This is a genomic window from Sporosarcina sp. 179-K 3D1 HS (assembly GCF_047228905.1).
GTDB lineage: Bacteria > Bacillota > Bacilli > Bacillales_A > Planococcaceae > Sporosarcina.
In genome coordinates, this window is record NZ_JBFEGI010000004.1 from 138,970 (window position 1) to 155,459 (window position 16,490).

General features: G+C 44.9%; 15 protein-coding genes. 7 read left to right on the plus strand and 8 right to left on the minus strand.

All coding sequences use genetic code 11. The annotated features are described in order from the left end of the window. Positions 1-198 precede the first annotated feature (198 nt). A complete protein-coding gene (locus AB1K83_RS08095) occupies positions 199-696 on the minus strand; it encodes a C40 family peptidase (protein WP_413057671.1) in 498 nt (165 codons plus the stop codon). A 215-nt stretch (positions 697-911) separates the two neighbouring features. Between AB1K83_RS08095 and AB1K83_RS08100 the strand changes: the two genes are divergently transcribed. Further along, positions 912-1,223 (plus strand): hypothetical protein, encoded by a 312-nt coding sequence (locus tag AB1K83_RS08100; RefSeq protein ID WP_413057672.1) that lies wholly within the window; start codon positions 912-914, stop codon positions 1,221-1,223. Between the two features lie 100 nt (positions 1,224-1,323). Here the strand turns inward: AB1K83_RS08100 and AB1K83_RS08105 are convergent, their stop codons facing one another. After that, complete coding sequence (locus AB1K83_RS08105; RefSeq protein WP_413057735.1) at positions 1,324-2,016, minus strand: glucosamine-6-phosphate deaminase; 693 nt, start codon at positions 2,014-2,016, stop codon at positions 1,324-1,326. 361 nt (positions 2,017-2,377) lie between these two features. On the opposite strand from AB1K83_RS08105, the gene AB1K83_RS08110 reads away from it, so the two are divergent. From AB1K83_RS08110 to AB1K83_RS08120, 3 genes are read left to right on the plus strand one after another with little or no spacing between them, the layout of a single operon-like run. Further along, positions 2,378-2,524, plus strand: a complete 147-nt coding sequence (locus AB1K83_RS08110) for a cytochrome c oxidase subunit 2A (RefSeq protein WP_413057673.1) — start codon at positions 2,378-2,380, stop codon at positions 2,522-2,524. 21 nt (positions 2,525-2,545) lie between these two features. After that, the gene (locus AB1K83_RS08115; RefSeq protein ID WP_413057674.1) at positions 2,546-3,049 is read left to right on the plus strand and encodes a cytochrome c oxidase subunit II; all 504 of its coding nucleotides are present in this window, start codon (positions 2,546-2,548) and stop codon (positions 3,047-3,049) included. Further along, the gene (locus AB1K83_RS08120) at positions 3,049-4,704 is read left to right on the plus strand and encodes a b(o/a)3-type cytochrome-c oxidase subunit 1 (protein ID WP_413057675.1); all 1,656 of its coding nucleotides are present in this window, start codon (positions 3,049-3,051) and stop codon (positions 4,702-4,704) included. The genes AB1K83_RS08115 and AB1K83_RS08120 overlap by 1 nt, the downstream gene beginning before the upstream one ends. A 169-nt stretch (positions 4,705-4,873) precedes the next feature. On the opposite strand, the gene AB1K83_RS08125 is transcribed toward AB1K83_RS08120, so the two are convergent. Further along, positions 4,874-6,196: an NAD-dependent malic enzyme gene (locus tag AB1K83_RS08125; RefSeq protein ID WP_413057676.1), complete on the minus strand. Its 1,323-nt coding sequence runs from the start codon at positions 6,194-6,196 to the stop codon at positions 4,874-4,876. Positions 6,197-6,323: 127 nt separating this feature from the next. Further along, complete coding sequence (locus tag AB1K83_RS08130; protein ID WP_413057677.1) at positions 6,324-8,213, minus strand: EAL domain-containing protein; 1,890 nt, start codon at positions 8,211-8,213, stop codon at positions 6,324-6,326. Between the two features lie 333 nt (positions 8,214-8,546). Between AB1K83_RS08130 and brnQ the strand changes: the two genes are divergently transcribed. Both brnQ and AB1K83_RS08140 read left to right on the plus strand, forming a co-directional pair. Continuing rightward, the gene (gene brnQ / locus AB1K83_RS08135; RefSeq protein WP_413057678.1) at positions 8,547-9,863 is read left to right on the plus strand and encodes a branched-chain amino acid transport system II carrier protein; all 1,317 of its coding nucleotides are present in this window, start codon (positions 8,547-8,549) and stop codon (positions 9,861-9,863) included. Between the two features lie 192 nt (positions 9,864-10,055). Next, positions 10,056-10,856 carry an NlpC/P60 family protein gene (locus AB1K83_RS08140; RefSeq protein WP_413057679.1) on the plus strand — a complete coding sequence of 267 codons (801 nt, stop codon included), beginning with the start codon at positions 10,056-10,058 and terminating at the stop codon, positions 10,854-10,856. Between the two features lie 71 nt (positions 10,857-10,927). Here AB1K83_RS08140 and AB1K83_RS08145 read toward each other — a convergent pair whose 3' ends face one another. Beyond that, positions 10,928-11,665, minus strand: a complete 738-nt coding sequence (locus tag AB1K83_RS08145; RefSeq protein WP_413057680.1) for an SDR family NAD(P)-dependent oxidoreductase — start codon at positions 11,663-11,665, stop codon at positions 10,928-10,930. Positions 11,666-11,861: 196 nt separating this feature from the next. Between AB1K83_RS08145 and AB1K83_RS08150 the strand changes: the two genes are divergently transcribed. Further along, positions 11,862-13,448, plus strand: a complete 1,587-nt coding sequence (locus AB1K83_RS08150) for a SulP family inorganic anion transporter (RefSeq protein ID WP_413057681.1) — start codon at positions 11,862-11,864, stop codon at positions 13,446-13,448. Between the two features lie 201 nt (positions 13,449-13,649). Here the strand turns inward: AB1K83_RS08150 and AB1K83_RS08155 are convergent, their stop codons facing one another. From AB1K83_RS08155 to AB1K83_RS08165, 3 genes are all read right to left on the minus strand, one after another. Continuing rightward, positions 13,650-14,918, minus strand: coding sequence for a TRAP transporter large permease (locus tag AB1K83_RS08155; protein WP_413057682.1), 1,269 nt, complete (start codon positions 14,916-14,918; stop codon positions 13,650-13,652). Positions 14,919-14,925: 7 nt separating this feature from the next. Beyond that, on the minus strand, positions 14,926-15,387 hold the full coding sequence (locus AB1K83_RS08160) for a TRAP transporter small permease (RefSeq protein ID WP_413057683.1): 462 nt from the start codon (positions 15,385-15,387) through the stop codon (positions 14,926-14,928). A gap of 65 nt (positions 15,388-15,452) precedes the next feature. Beyond that, positions 15,453-16,466, minus strand: a complete 1,014-nt coding sequence (locus AB1K83_RS08165; RefSeq protein WP_413057684.1) for a C4-dicarboxylate TRAP transporter substrate-binding protein — start codon at positions 16,464-16,466, stop codon at positions 15,453-15,455. Positions 16,467-16,490 lie beyond the last annotated feature (24 nt).

The window sequence follows — 16,490 nt, forward strand, 5'->3', positions numbered from 1 at the left end:
CTTTCTTGCACCAACCACTAGTTTGCTTGCACTCGTTCCCCGCTTGCTTGCCTATCTAGCTCCATTGCTTGCATTCACCGCTCGATCGCTTGCACTCCTTCCCCTTTTCATTGCAAACCAGGATTTTACTCCCCCTATTTCAACGAAAAAAAGCACAGAATGTCAACTGCCTATGACATTCTGTGCTTTATGTATTTATTATTTTTTAGCAGAAGCGACGGAGCTGACGCCTGAGATGCGTTTCGCGCCTACGTAGCGCTTGCCCCAGTAGTATGGATCGTCTAACTTATCGACACGAGTACCTCGTGACGTGGATGCATGTGCAAAATTGCCTTCCCCTATGTAAATTCCTACGTGAGAAACTCCTTTGCCCGATGTATTAAAGAATACTAAATCTCCGGCTTCGAGATCGTCTTTTTTCACGGCTGTTCCGGATGCGTACATGCCGGACGACGTGCGCGCCAGATTGATATCATGCTGTTTAAAGACGTAGGATACATAACCGGAGCAGTCGAATCCGCTCGTTGTAGTACCGCCATATACGTATTTGATGCCTGTCAGGCTAGTTGCCGTTTTTGAAATCGCTTCCGATTTGGAAGACGATGCTTCAGCTTGTCCAGCGAACGGTGCGACGAGTAATAAAAATGACATTGCAAAGACCGTAATCGTTTTTTGCATTGTAAATTTAAGTTTCATGTGTTCCCCCATTGGCTTAATTTATATGTAAAAAACTATCTGCAATAACCTTACCATGATTCAGAAGTCCCTAATATTACATTTATGTAACAAAGCCGTTACGAATAACTCGATTGTCTTACTTTTATGAAATATTGTAATAGAATTTGAGGTTTATCCCCGTCGATTCTAGGGAAATAATGAAGAATGCTAAAAATGGATTGGAGGTTACGTACGTGAAAAATGAAGAAGATTTTTCAAAAGAGTCAAAAAAACCGTTGCCCGAAGTCTCGGAACAGTCAAAAGGCACCCCTCCAAAAGCAGCAGCCATGATGCAGCCCGATACTAAATCCCCTCCCCGGAATAGAAGTTTGAAACGGGATGACCATCTCCCACCGGCCGCCGGAGAATATGAGCCCTATGTCAAAGAAGATGCTGTCTCCCCGTCCAACCAGGCAAGATTGAGCATAATTGAGAAAGAACGAAATAAGGATCCACACGAACCAGACGGATCTTCCTCAAACCACCCAGACACGGAACTGGATTAATTTATAAATCGGCTGGACTACCCGAAGTGTCGAACCGCATATACAGAACTTGAGCCAAATGAAAAGACTGCCTCCGACGGGAAGCAGTCTTTTCATTTGCTTATAATTCAAGGTCCGTAATAACAATGAAATCATCGTGTTTCAACAAATTCGTGATCGGCCAGTCGAGTGTGACTTCGCCTTCCAACAATTTGGAGAGGGCATCGCGTTTTTTCTCGCCAAATGCCAGCAAAATAAGCTTTTTCGCACGCATGATGGAAGTGATCCCCATCGTCAACGCTGTTTCTGGAATCTTCTCGTCGTTTTCGAAGTATTGGCTGTTGACGCCCAATGTCGATTCCGTCAGTTTCGCTACATGAGTAACCGATTCGAAAGGCGTCCCTGGTTCATTGAACGCGATATGGCCGTTTTCTCCGACACCCAGCAGCTGAATATCGAGCGGATTGTTCACGAGAAGCTCTTCGTACGCCTTGCACTCTGCTTCCAAATCCTTCGCCATCCCGTCCGGAATATTCGTCTCTTTGAATTTCTTTCTATTAAATAAATGATCTTTCATAAAATACGCATAGCTATTCGGGCTATCGGATCCAATCCCGACATACTCATCCAGATTGAATGAGGTGACGTTGCTGAAGTCCAAATCGGAATCCGTCCACTTTTTGTAGACCGGTATCATGGTACTTCCCGTTGCGAGCCCAAGCACGTTCAGTCGGCCGTTCTCCAGTTCTTCCCTGATGATTTCAAACACACGCCCGGCGCCTTGTTCAGGGTTTTCCACTTTGATCAGCTGCATGTTAGCCATTCTTTCCAACCTACTTCCACTTAGGATTTCACCACATTGCTTATTGTAATTTCCATAAACAGTATGGTCAACTTTTAAATTATTTTTTCATCAAAACAATCACTCGGTATGCCTTTAATCCGACATATGTCATTGCCAAAAAAAAACCGACATCCTCTTCTTTCCCCGCCTGCTTGCTTCTAAACCTTTCAGTCTAGTAAATCATTTTGTCAAATCTATGAAGAGCGAGTGAACGAATTGTGAAGTTCCTGCCGTTTGAATCAAACCTAGGGAATCCCCTAATTCCCATATGGCCCCATAGGATTATGATGAAAGTAAGACACGGAACACATTATGAAACGGAGGGTACACAATGGGCAAACGCAAACCGACACCGCCACATTCCGATCGGGGTCCGTCTGATATCAGCTTGAAAGGGACTTTCATCGCAGTCATGTTGCTTGGTGTTTTCATCCTACTTACTTGGTTCGGATCTTACGCACTATTTCTATCACGATAATATATGTCAGGAGGGTACGCTATGCATCTGCATAAATATGAAAAGATATGGCTTGTATTCGGAATGGGCTCCCTTGCTTTATTCCTCATCATCATCGGGTTTGCAGCTTTCTGGAAAGGAACCCATCCACAGAGCCATATTGAAACCATCGATCCCAATAACGTCGAAGCCCATGAGGAGTTCAAGCCTGAAAACTTGGGGCTCCGGGAAGTGGCGGATGGGAAGTATAAAGTAAATATCGTCGCATCGGCTTTCAACTATGATATGGGAAAAGATGCGGAAGACAAAGCCGTCAGAACGATCCGGGTGCCGAAAGGAGCGACAGTTCTCTTCCAAATCACTACTAGGGACGTCGTTCACGGATTCCAGGTTGCAGGCACGAATGTCAATATGATGGTCGAACCGGGCCATATCAGCCGTTTTGAAGCGGTCATGAAAAACAGCGGTGAGTTTACAATTGTATGTAATGAATATTGTGGCATCGGGCATCATCAGATGTTCGGTACTGTGGAGGTGTATGAATAATGGAAGCCAATCAATTGCCACTATCTAAGAAACAATCCAGATTATATATGTCCTTCATGTATGTTACGTATGTATCCCTTCTGATCGGTGGTCTGATGGGGCTCTTGCAGACGTTGGTCCGGTCGGGTAAATATAAACTGCCTTTTAATATCGATTATTATACGATTTTGACTGTACACGGCGTCATTTTAGGTCTTGTTTTGACAACATTCTTCATCATCGGCTTCCAATTTTCTTTGATGGGGAAAACAGTAGGTATTACAGATAAACAATTGAAAATCGCTTGGATTTCATTCTGGACAATGCTCGTTGGGACCATCATGGCAGCCATTACGATTCTTGTCGGCGAAGCATCTGTCTTGTATACGTTTTATGCTCCACTACGGGCCCATCCCGCCTTCTACATCGGGCTTGCGCTAGTCATCGTCGGAAGCTGGATTGCCGCCTTCGTCAACTTCCGCCAGTTATATGTTTGGAAACAGGCGCATAAAGGACAGAAATCACCGCTTCTTGCTTTCATGGTGACGATCAATATGTTGATGTGGTTCATCGCTTCACTTGGCGTCGCATCATCCGTCTTGATTCAATTCATCCCTTGGTCGCTCGGTTATGCGGAAACGATCAATGTCTTATTAAGCCGTACGCTGTTCTGGTATTTCGGCCACCCGCTCGTGTACTTCTGGTTGCTTCCGGCTTACATGGCATGGTATGCAATCATTCCAAAAATTATTGGCGGGAAATTATTCAGTGATTCTCTTGCCAGATTGTCATTTATCTTATTATTGATGTTCTCCATTCCGGTCGGTTTCCACCATCAGCTTACAGAGCCCGGTATCGACCCAACATGGAAATTCATCCAAGTTGTGTTGACATTCATGGTTGTCATTCCGACTTTGATGACGGCTTTCTCGATTTTTGCAACATTCGAAACGACCGGCCGCAAAAAAGGATATAAGAGCCTATTTGGCTGGTTCAAGAAACTCCCGTGGAAAGATGTCCGTTTCCTAGCGCCTTTCATCGGAATGGTCGCTTTCATTCCAGGCGGGGCTGGCGGTCTCGTTAATGCTTCCCACCAGATGAACTCTCTTGTCCATAATACGATCTGGATTACGGGGCATTTCCATTTAACAGTCGCTACCACAGTCATTCTGACATTTTTCGGTATCTCGTACTGGCTGATTCCACATTTGACAGGCAGACGATTGACTCCGAAGATCAACAAATTAGGAATTATCCAGACCATTATTTGGGCGATCGGAATGACGATCATGTCCACTTCTATGCACATTCAAGGCTTACTTGGCGGACCCCGTCGCTCCAACTTCTCTGAATATGCAGGTGGCGAACAGGTGCAAACATGGATCAGCTATCAGATGTCCCAGGCCATCGGCGGAACCATCTTGTTCATCGGTATCATTTTGATGGTGTACATCTTCATTGAACTTACATTCTTGGCTCCCCGCGGAGTGGAAGAATACCCAATTGCGGAAGAGGAAGAAGATGCAGATCCGACTCCGAAAGTGCTCGAAAACTGGTATCTCTGGATCGGTGTTACAATTGCGCTCATCCTCTTCGCATACACCATACCGGTCTTCGACATTTTGAAACATTCACCTCCGGGCTCGTTGCCATTTGACTGGCCGATCGGACGATAATCCAATAAACCTCCCTGTGCCAGTGGCCGAGGGAGGTTTTACTTTCTATCAGGTCCGTTGCTTGCATTCATGCGCTTGGTACTTGCACTCGTCACCAGGTTTCTTGCACTTATACGATACTTGCTTGCATTCACCGCGTATTTGCTTGCAAAGCAGGACTTTCCCTTCATTACAACGACTGAGTTTGATTCGCCACCCGTTCCACTGCATCAGCCACGTTTTGGTGGACGGTCGGGTCAAGCGGATGGGGAACCAGGTCTCCCGGCTTAGTCGTTTCAACGATGGCCAAGGCTGCAGCGATGAGCATCGGATAGGTAATCTCTTTCGCGCGTGCGTTCAGGGCGCCGCGGAAGATGCCCGGGAAGCCGAGGACATTATTCACTTGGCGACCATCAGCCGCGAAAGCTGCGCCTGCATCCAGTGCCACTTCGGGTTTGATTTCCGCATTCGGATTGGACAGCGCCAAGATGATCTGCCCTTTACGTACCATTTGAGGTTTAATCAACCCGGCAACTCCTGTCGTGGCTACAATAATATCACAAGTTTCCATGAGCTCCTCCAACGAATCCAGCACGGTTCCGCCGAATTGTCTCAACCGCTCCCGTGCCGCTTCATCACGGTCGACTCCACGCATTTCCTGAACCCCGTATTCCATGAGCATCCGGCTGATTGCAAGCCCTGCCGCCCCTAGTCCGATTTGTCCGACAACCGAATGGCTAAGCTCCACGCCAGTTTGTTTACATGCTGACAGGACGGAAGCGAGCGTCACGACCGCAGTGCCATGTTGGTCGTCATGCATAACGGGAATCGGTAGCTCCGCTTTCAATCGCTCCTCAATTTCAAAGCAATGCGGCGACCCAATATCTTCCAATAAAATACCGCCGAACCCTTGGTGGATATGTTTCACCGTTTCCACCACCTCGTCCGGATCACTTGTATCGAGCAAAATCGGGATACCACTAATACCCGCAAACTGGTCGAACAAGACGGCCTTTCCTTCCATGACCGGCATCCCTGCGACCGGGCCAATATTGCCGAGACCCAAAATTGCCGTACCATCCGTCACAATGGCTACGGAATTCGAAATTCCTGTGAAATAAAAGGCTTGTGTCGGATCATTCTTTATCACTTCGCATACATTGGCCACTCCAGGTGTGTATACTTTACGCAAATCGCCGAGGGACCGGATTTCAAAACGGCCCTTCATCCGGATTTTGCCTCCTTCATGCGCCTGCAGCACATCATCCGTTACGGCATGGACATGAATGCCGCCGCCAATTGCATTGATTGCATCTACAATCTGATTCAGATTCTCCTCATCCTTACACTGAATGGAAATATCCCGCAACGTGGAAAGAGTACCGACTTTGATGGTCTGAATATCACCAATGTCCCCCTGCCATTGTCCGATCGCCGTGGCCACTTTTGCAAGATTTCCGGGCACGGATGGAGTTTCAATTATTAAGTTTCGCATAAATTGAGTTTGTTCCATTTTATTTCCTCCTCATTTGCATGCGCTGCCCCAATTGTACACACAGAAAAAAAGGGTTACAAGAAATCGCATCGCATCTGATACGTCATGTACCCTGAATTTACCTCATCATGGTGGTAGTGCCATTTTATCGCCCTAAATTACTTCTAATAGGAAGTTTGCCATCTGCCTTTTCTAGAAGCTGATTGATTTCCTCGATAGGCAATGGTTTGCTGAAATAGAATCCTTGAATTTCACAGCAACCCAATTGTTTTAACCGATTCCATTGTTCCTCGGTTTCCACGCCTTCTGCGATAACAGATAATCCCAGCATCTCGGCCAGTCGGATAATCGTTTGCACAATAGCTAGGCTCTTCGGGTCCTCTGTCAAATCCATGATAAATTGACGATCGATTTTAATTTCCTGGATTGAAAAGTGTTGCAAATAAATAAAGGCGGAATACCCTGTGCCAAAGTCGTCAATAGAGATATCGAATCCTAGATCGACCAATTGCCCGATCCGCTGTTTGACCTCTTCTTGGTCCTGCAAAGCTACATTTTCCGTAATCTCTAACTTCAACCGTTTGGGCTCCACTCCCGCTTCATTGGCACAACGGATCAGATAGTCCGGAAGATTTTGGTGCAGGAAATGACGCGGAGACAAATTGATGGACACTCTTAAATGACCTCGCCCTTCGTCCTCCCACTTGCGCAGTTGAGTGAATGCTTCTTTAATGACCCATTCGCCAATCGGCAAAATGAGGCCCGTCGACTCAGCAAGGTCGATAAAGTCTCCCGGGTAGATCAACCCCCGTTCCGGATGTTTCCAACGGATAAGCGCTTCAAATCCTCTCAACTCCCCCGTCAGACCATCGACTTGAGGTTGGTAGAAGAGACAGAACTCGTTAAGATCTAATCCTTTGCGGAGGTTTATTTCGGAAAGCATCATTTCCTTCATGGTTGTGTGCATCCCCGGTTTGTACACTCGACCCGCTTTACGTTTCGTTTTCTTCCTACCTGCCTCCAATGCGACTTGAGCAGTCTGAAGTCCGTCTTTCGCATTTTGCACGTGGTCCGGATAGAATGACACCCCGTAGCTGAAAGTCAAATAGACCTCATGACCTCCGATGTGCATCGGTCTCCGGATTTCGTCGGCTATTCGGTCCATCAGCAAACCCGCAGCTGCCTTGTCAAAGTAGCGTGGGACAAACACGATGAAATGATCGAATCCGATACGCGCAGTCACTGCAGGGGCAGGAAATAAATACTGCAATCGTTTGGCCGTCTCCTTCAAGACTTCCTCTCCACCATCATGGCCGAGTACACCTTGGATTTCCGTAAATTGATCGAGAATCATGTATAAAAAAACTCCCCGCTCATCTTTCGAAAGCGCAGGCAACATACCATCCACTTTATCTAGGAAGGAATGCTGATTATCCAAACCGGTCAACGGGTCAGTAAACGCCAAAGTATGGATATGCTCCTCGACTTCAATGCGATAAATGCGATCGAAAATGAACGCGATCATATCCGCCAAAGCCGCAATGATCACCTGGTCAAACGCCGACCATTCCCGTTTTTCGGTCGTTTCGCAACACAGGACACCGCCAACCCCCCTGCTCAGTATAATCGAAGCGTCCAGCATGGAACGGACTGTCTGATCAAAATAACCTTTCCGGTACAACTCTTGGGTGGCCCTATCAGTTCTTACATCTTCCACCGATAGCGTCCGGGCACTTTGAATCGCCTCGAAATAGGTGGGGATATCTTGTTGAAATAAACAGTTTCCCGACGATTGATGATTTTGACGGGCATCATAAAAGTTCTGGGCAGTCAGAATGGTCCGCTTTTCATTGAAAAGCCATATTCCGACACGCTCACAAGCCATCACCTTAGAGATCCGCATACAAATGTCCTCAAGCGTCTGCTTGACCGATTCCTGGGTGAGTTTTAGCTGTTTGGCATGAATAAAGAGCAACTGTTGTTGATGCCAAACTTCTTCCAGCATAGTATTGATTGCTTCAATTGACCGTTCCACAGATAAGCACCTCCCTTTCCTTTTTAGCGCGTCCAGTTTTATTATATCGGCCATTTCCCACCATAATTTAGCGTTTCTCTCATAGTCTATCAATTTAATTAATAGATAACTAACATCGGTATTTTTATTACAAAGTATTGGGAATTATTATTTTTTAAAAAATAATATCATAAATATGTCGAAATATCTATTGAGTACTGGTATTTTGTAGTTTTATAACCTTTCAATAGACCTATTTTGTTACCGTAATAATAGACGGTTATGTCTTCAAGTCTTATAATGGATATAGTAAATTAAGTAGGAAATTTTCTTCTATTAAGGAGTTGCCATCCGTTGTCACTACAAAAAAATTTCGTCATCGGCCTAATGCTCTTTGCGCTGTTTCTCGGGGCCGGCAATATTATTTTTCCGCCTTTGCTCGGTCAAATGGCAGGAAGTGAATTGTTCATTGCCATGATTGGGTTTCTCATAACAGGGGTAGGTCTCCCTCTTCTTGCCGTACTGGCCATTGCCAATGCGGGAGGCGGCTTACGGACCATAGCGGGCCGGGTGCACCCCTTGTTCGGCATTATCTTTACCTTAATTGTCTATATGGCAATCGGCCCTTTTTTTGGCATCCCTCGGACTGCCACCGTTTCGTTTGAAATCGGGGTTGTCCCATTCTTGTCGGAAGCTGCTTCTGCCTCGCATTGGACACTTGGAATATTTACTGTCGTCTTTTTCTTGATCACGGTGGCGCTCGCCCTTAACCCGGCGAAGCTTGTCGATCGTATCGGAAAATGGTTGACTCCCGTCCTTTTTGTCGTAATCGGAGCACTTGCTGTGAAAAGCCTATTCGCACCGATCGGAGACATTGGACAACCACAGGGCGACTTTGTGACTCAACCCTTTTTCCGCAGTTTCGTCGAAGGCTATTTGACCATGGATGTCATTGCAGCTTTAGTTTTCGGAATTGTCGTGATTAATGCGTTGAAAGTGGAAGGGGTGACAGAAAAACGCGCCGTCATGAAAGCCATGGTGATTGCGGGTCTCATTGCAGCCACCGGTTTAGCGCTAGTCTATATTTCCCTCGGCTATATCGGGGCCACGAGCGTGGATGCGGTTGGTATTCAAAGTAACGGAGGTGCCGTGTTAGCGTTGGCTTCCAATGTGCTGTACGGGCAATACGGCTCCATCATCCTGGCCGTCACGATTATTTTCGCGTGTCTGACTACATCCATCGGTCTCGTCTCGGCATGCGCCCAGTTCTTTAAAGAACTATATCCTAACGCGTCGTACAAGTTCTTTGTACTGATCTTTGCAGGATTTAGTACAGTGGTCGCTAATGTGGGATTGACACAGCTTATTTCATTTTCTATTCCCCTCTTGCTCATGATCTACCCGTTGGCGATCGTTTTGATGCTGTTGTCGTTTATCGACAAATCCTTCGGTCGACAGCCGATCGTCTATGCGTTGGCATTATCCGCGACTGCAGTCGTCAGCATCTTCGACGGCCTTCGCGGAGCGGAAATTGATATCGAGCCGGTCAACTCCATCCTGGCACATCTCCCGCTGTACGAGCAGCAAATCGGGTGGCTTGTGCCAGCCATCATCGGGGCGCTAGTTGGTGTGCTGATTGCAAAATTGACGAAACAGAACCACACGATCTGAATATCCATGGTTGAATGAAATGCAAAAGGCTGTTGCGGAAAGTCGCGTATGACTTTCCCAACAGTTTTTTTAAGAGAGGAATTATTATTCTAATAAAACTGTAACACAAATGTAACCCGATGTAACATTGTAGTATTTCTTGTAAACTATTAAAATAGAAGAAAAGGGTTTGTCGTTGAAAGGGGAATTGAGATGAAAAAGAAGGCTTTTTCGTTGTTGGTGTCTGCAACGCTTGCGACCTTAATCGCTACGGGAAGCGTGCAGGCGGCGACGGACACCCATACCGTCAAATCGGGAGATACGCTTTGGAAAATTGCTTCGCAGCATAAATTGACCGTAGATGAATTGAAGAGTATGAACAACCTAACCTCCGACGCAATCAAGGTCAATCAAACGCTCATTATTTCACCTAAACTGACAACTGCAAAGAAGTCGACCACGCCAGCTAAACCGGCTGTCCAACAGAACGTTTCAGTCGGACAAGCCGTGAGCAAAGAAAAGACCGCCACATCGTCCATCAATTCATGGGCAAAAGCAAATGACAAAGCAACAAGCCCGAAAGTAAACGAGCCAAAACCTGTTCCAAAATCGCCTGTGGCGAAACCGACTGCTCCATCCAACGGTATCTTAGCAACTGCGGTTGATGTATCCTTGCCGCTGCTCGACACGCCTTACGTGTGGGCGGGCGTGACAGAAGAGGGCTTCGACTGCAGCGGATTCATATATTATGTTTTCAATAAAGCCGGACTTGCCCTGCCTCGGCTCGACACGATCGGCATGTTTAACCACTCATCAGAAGTCACCGATCCGGTTCCGGGAGATCTCCTCTTTTTTGAAAACACCTACCGCGAAGGAATTTCCCATGCAGGAATCTATTTAGGCGACGGGAAATTCATTCACGCTGGAACAAAGAAAGTGGAAATTTCCTCTGTCGATTATCCCTATTGGCAGGAGAAGTTCGTCGGTTATAAACGGTTCAATCAAATTAAATAATACGGACAAGCTATATTTCCATAGTAAAACACCGACACGCTTCCAAGCAGGGCGGTGTTTTCTTTTTTTCTTTATCGCGCCGAATAGCCACCGTCAATGACGAGCTCGGCACCTGTAATATAGGACGCTTCCTCGGATGCTAAAAATAGGACGGCATTGACCACATCTTCCGGTTGCCCTAAGCGCTGCAGTGGCGTCATGCGGATCAACCCCTGGACGACTTCCTTTGAAGATTCCAGTCCTTTCGTCATCGGTGTTTCAATGACTCCTGGGAATATCGTGTTGACGCGGATTCCCCATTGGCCGAATTCTGCAGCGGCTGCGCGAGAAATCGCCCGGACCGCGCCTTTTGAGGCACTGTATGGATTGAGTCCCATTCCGACAAGCGCAGTATAGGACGAGATATTGACGATGGCCCCTTGTCCCGCCTCCTTCATCAATGGCAACACATGCTTCATGCCAAGGAACGGACCGAATCCATTAATATCCGAAAGCTTCCGCCAATCGTCAATTGTAATATCATTCATCGACTTCTCCGTTGATATCCCCGCATTGTTGACTAGGACATCCACATTGCCAACCTGCTCCTTCACTTGATTGAACGCTGCCTCCCACTCTTCGTCCGATGCTACATTCAGTTTAATGCGAACCACGTTGTCATATTGTCCCCATTTTTCTTCTAGTGCCGCTTCATTGATATCTGCCGCTATAACGGTTGCCCCTTCCTCCGAGAATTGCTTGACCATATTCTCTCCCATTCCGGAAGCACCACCCGTAATAAAAACAACTTTGCCTTCAAAACGCTTCATACCCTATCACTCCAATCCATTTATTACTAAAATTGTATAGTAAATTTCTACCTTAAACAAACTTTTAATAGAACCATTATTCAGAATAGCTCAATTTGTATACTCAAAATGTCCTGAACCCTTGTCACCGTGCCATTTCTCAGCTATACTTAAGATAGAAATATGTAAGAAAAACCTTATTCCGGAGATGAATGGAATGTTGAAAGACAATCGTTATATTGACTACAATGCAGCCGGTCTCCGCCAAGATATCATTGCGGGGATCACTGTAGGTATCGTGGCCATTCCGCTTGGGATGGCTTTTGCAATTGCCTCGGGAGTGAAGCCCGAATACGGCCTTTATACAACCATCATTGCGGGTCTTTTGGTGGCATTATTGGGAGGTTCCCGCTACCAAATTGCGGGACCCACCGGCGCGTTCATCCCCATCTTGCTTGGAATCGTACTTCAATACGGCTACGAAGATCTCCTCATTGCCGGGTTCCTCGCTGGCATTTTCCTCGTCATCATGAGTTTTCTCGGAGTCAGCAATTTAATTCATTTCGTCCCGAAATCAGTCACGATCGGATTTACATCAGGTATTGCCATCATCATCTTTACCGGTCAGATCGGAAATTTTCTGGGCTTGACCGGATTGGAACAAAAAGAATTTTTCCATGAAAATATGATGGGCTTATTTCAAAACCTCCATACTATCAATTGGTTCAGCGTCCTGACCGCTTTCATCGGTCTATTGGTCATCCTTGTATTGCCAAGGATTGCACCGAAAGTTCCGCTCTTGCTCGTTGCCTTGCTTGTCCCTACGATTCTCTCTATCTTTTTATTTCCAGGAAAGGTGGAAACGATCGGGACCGCCTTTGGGGGAATTCCAAAAACGCTGCCAAGCTTTTCATTACCACAAATTACATTATCCAAACTGGTCAACCTTTGGCAGCCTGCCCTCGTCATTGCAGCTCTCGGCGCTATCGAGTCCCTGTTATCCGCAGTCGTGGCGGATGGAATGAAAGAAGGGCCCAAACATAATTCCAAACGGGAACTGTTCGGTCAAGGGATTGCCAATATAGTCACGCCACTTTTTGGTGGGATTCCGGCGACCGGAGCCATCGCACGGACGGCGACCAATATTCGTTCCGGAGCAGTCAGTCCGGTTTCGGGGGTGACGCAAAGCGTATTCGTTCTCGCTTTCTTGCTACTCTTCGCACCGTATGCTTCCTATATTCCGCTTGCCGCAATGGCGCCAATTCTTATGTATGTCGCCTGGAATATGAGTGCACATCGCGCGTTCGTCCATATTCTGTCCATCCGTTCGAGCGACTCCATCGTCTTATTGACGACGTTCCTCTTAACCATCTTCATCAATTTGACGATTGCCGTGCAAGTCGGGATTTTGCTTGCAGCTCTATCCTTCTTGCGAAAGATGAGCGGCAAGCTGAGCTTCAAAGAAGAAAAGCTTTCCGACGTGGAATGGGTGAAATTCGGAGGAGACGATCCGAAGGCCATTCAAAAATTCATTGTCGAAGGTCCACTGTTCTTCGGTACAGCTAAAGTGTTTGATGATCGGTTCCCTGCATTGTTACAAACCAATGCCAAGCTGATCATCTTTGATATGGAGCATCTCTCGGTCATCGATGCAACCGGAGAAGCAGCCCTCTCCGTCCTGCTTGACGATGCGAAGAAAGCAGGCATCCGCATTATTATCAAACGTTTACCAAAAGAGAAGATCCCGATTTTCAAGAATAGTGGGCTGTATGAGAAAGTCGGAGAAGAGAACTTCTTTATGTAAACATAGGAGCAAAGTACTTAAGTATTTAATCTTTTTTGAAGATTGGCTCAGGAGACTCGAAAGCTGTTCGAACGATGAATAGTTTTTTGATAATTGACAAACCCGGGATTGATGATATGTCATCAAATCCGGGTTTAATTAAACGCTTACAATTAACGATAGTCAGAATTTTAGCTACAACATTAATTTCTAATTGATCTTCTATTTAACTAAAAATAATGAGATTGATGGGATATAGGTAATCGTAAATAAGGCGATAAGTAAAACAATGTACAATGGCCAACTTTTTCTTAGAAATTCAACTATAGAAATATTAGCTGCTGCACTTGTAGTGAACATAACGGTTCCTAGCGGAGGCGTTATACTTCCAATCGCCAAGTTCATTGCCACAATAATTCCAAAGTGAACCAGATCTACCCCGATTTCCGAGACTAATGGAGTTAGCAATGGCGTTAACAAGACGATGCTTGCCGTTCCTTCTATAAACATCCCTATAATTAGGAGCATAATGTTTATTAAAAGCAAAACAATAATTGGATTTTCGGAAATTCCTAACACCAATTCAGCAACTTGTTGGGGTATCCTTTCCCAGGTAAGCACCCAGCCAAAAGCAGAAGATGCTGCTACAATAATCATAACTATTGCTGTTAGGGTAACCGATTCTCCAATAACTTCCTTTAGAATTTTCATATTAATTTTTTTATATACAAAATAACCAATTAGAAAAGCATAGACTACCGTTATCGCACCTGCTTCAGTAGGCGTCATAATACCTAGTCTAATTCCACCTACTATAATAACGGGCGTGAACAATGCAAGGATCGCATATTTGAAGGTAAGAGCCATTTCCGTTGCCGAAAAATTTTCATGTTCCTTTGGTAAATCATCTTTACGGGCAATAATAAAGTTAAAAATGAAGAGTAAGATAGCCATTAATATACCAGGTAAAATACCTGCCATGAAAAGTTTCCCAATGGAAACTTCCGCCATGAATCCATACATAATGAGCGCGATACTTGGAGGAATAATAGGAGCTATAAGCGAAGCGGATGCAGTTAAACCGGCAGCTAATCCTCTGCTATACCCCTTTTCTTCCATTGGATCCACCAATAGTTTTGATAACACTGCGGCGTCCGCATTAGAAGAGCCCGACATTCCAGCCATAAAAGTATTAACTAGTATATTAACATATCCAATACCTCCCTTGATATGTCCAATTGCAGCGGATGATAGATTAATAAGTCTCCTTGAAATATCACTGACATTCATTAGATATCCAGTCAAAACGAAAAACGGGATTGCTAAAAGGGGAAAAGATTGAGTGCCCGAAATAATTCGTTGGATAAATACCTCTATCGTCACTGAAGGTTCCACTATAAAAAATATTAAGGTAGCGATCATGATAGAGAACACAACCGGAACTCCTATTAGCATTAGGAATAACATTAGCAATATTACAAAAACTGTCATATTGTTTTCACCACATTTCTTTTAATGATAAGACTATTTGGTTCATGAGATGTATTCCCATTAATCCAAACCCAATTGGAAAGGCCAAGTAAACTAATGACTTTGGTATATTGGAAGCGCCCAATGTTTCACCCATAACGTCATATGTAAATATGAAGCCGTAAAAGCACATACAAGCTGCTAAGATTACCAACATTATACTGATCAGTAAAGAAACAATTTTTTTGTATTTCTTCGGCAAGATGGCTTCTAATAAATCAATCTTAATATGAGTTTTATTTTTTATCGCTACACTAGAACCGACAAAAACAATCCATGCAAATAACAAAATTGATACTTCAACAGAACCGGGAATAGAATAATTGAATACATATCTTAGAACGACGTTAGTGAATGTTAAGATTACTAACACAACCATAATCAGATTAACGACAGTTTCTTCCAGCCGTGAGATGATCTTTAAAAACATCGAGTTCCCCCCTTGGATAAAAATAGAGTAAGACAATGTTTGTCCTACTCTATTTTTATGTTAAGTTAATTACCAATAATTTCCTTCACTCTCTCGTACGTGCCTTCCGACCAATTCTCTGACAAGATGTCATATACTCCGGAAGTGGCATCTTTAAACGCATTCACGTCTGGCTGTGTGATCGTAACGCCTTCATCTTTAAGTTTTTGCTCGTATTCATTTTCCTTGTCAATCGTTGTCTGTGTAGCCAATTCTCCGGCAGCTACCGCTTCTTCTAATAAAATCTTTTGATATTCTTCTGGTAATGAAGAGAACACATCCTCGCTCATCAGCCAGCCGTTTACTTGTTTAAAATGGCCCGTCAGCGAAATATGATCAGCCACTTCGTGGATCTTACTTGAATATAGAGTTTCCAATGGAGCCTCAGCTCCTACAATAATCCCTTGCTCCAATCCTGGGTAAACCTCCGCCCATTCAAGAGAAGTCGGATTGGCTCCCATGGCTTTGATCGTTTCTTGCCACATCGGGAGTGGAGAGGATCTAACTTTTGCACCTTTAAGGTCTTCTGGAATTTCCACTACACGATCAGAGATAACATGCCTCCCACCAAAATACCAATTAAAAGCCAATACGCGTAATCCTTTTTCTTGGAGTAATGCCTCTTGCTCTTCCATAAAGTCAGAGTTGATTACTTTTTGGAGTTGGTTCCAATCTTCTACTAAAAACGGTCCACCCAAAACGGATAAGTCAGGAGCCATATCTTGCAAACCTGATGGGTTATTGTAAGCTATAACCGGGGTACCTAATTTGGCTTGTTCCAGTACATCCGCATCACTGCCTAACGTAGAATTAGGAAATAATTCTATCTCAATCATTCCATTTGTCCGTTCTGCTACATTTTCAGCAAACTGCTTAGCAGATTGATGGGTAGGGGAACCTTCAGCCATAACATATCCCATACGCAGTTTTAATTTTTCGTCTGCCCCTTCAGACGATGCTTTATTTGAGTCGCTGCAACCAACCATTACTAAAACTAACAGCGTTAAGATTATTACGAATTGCAAGTAAGTTCTTTTCATGTTTGTCCTCCTCCTATTTAATCC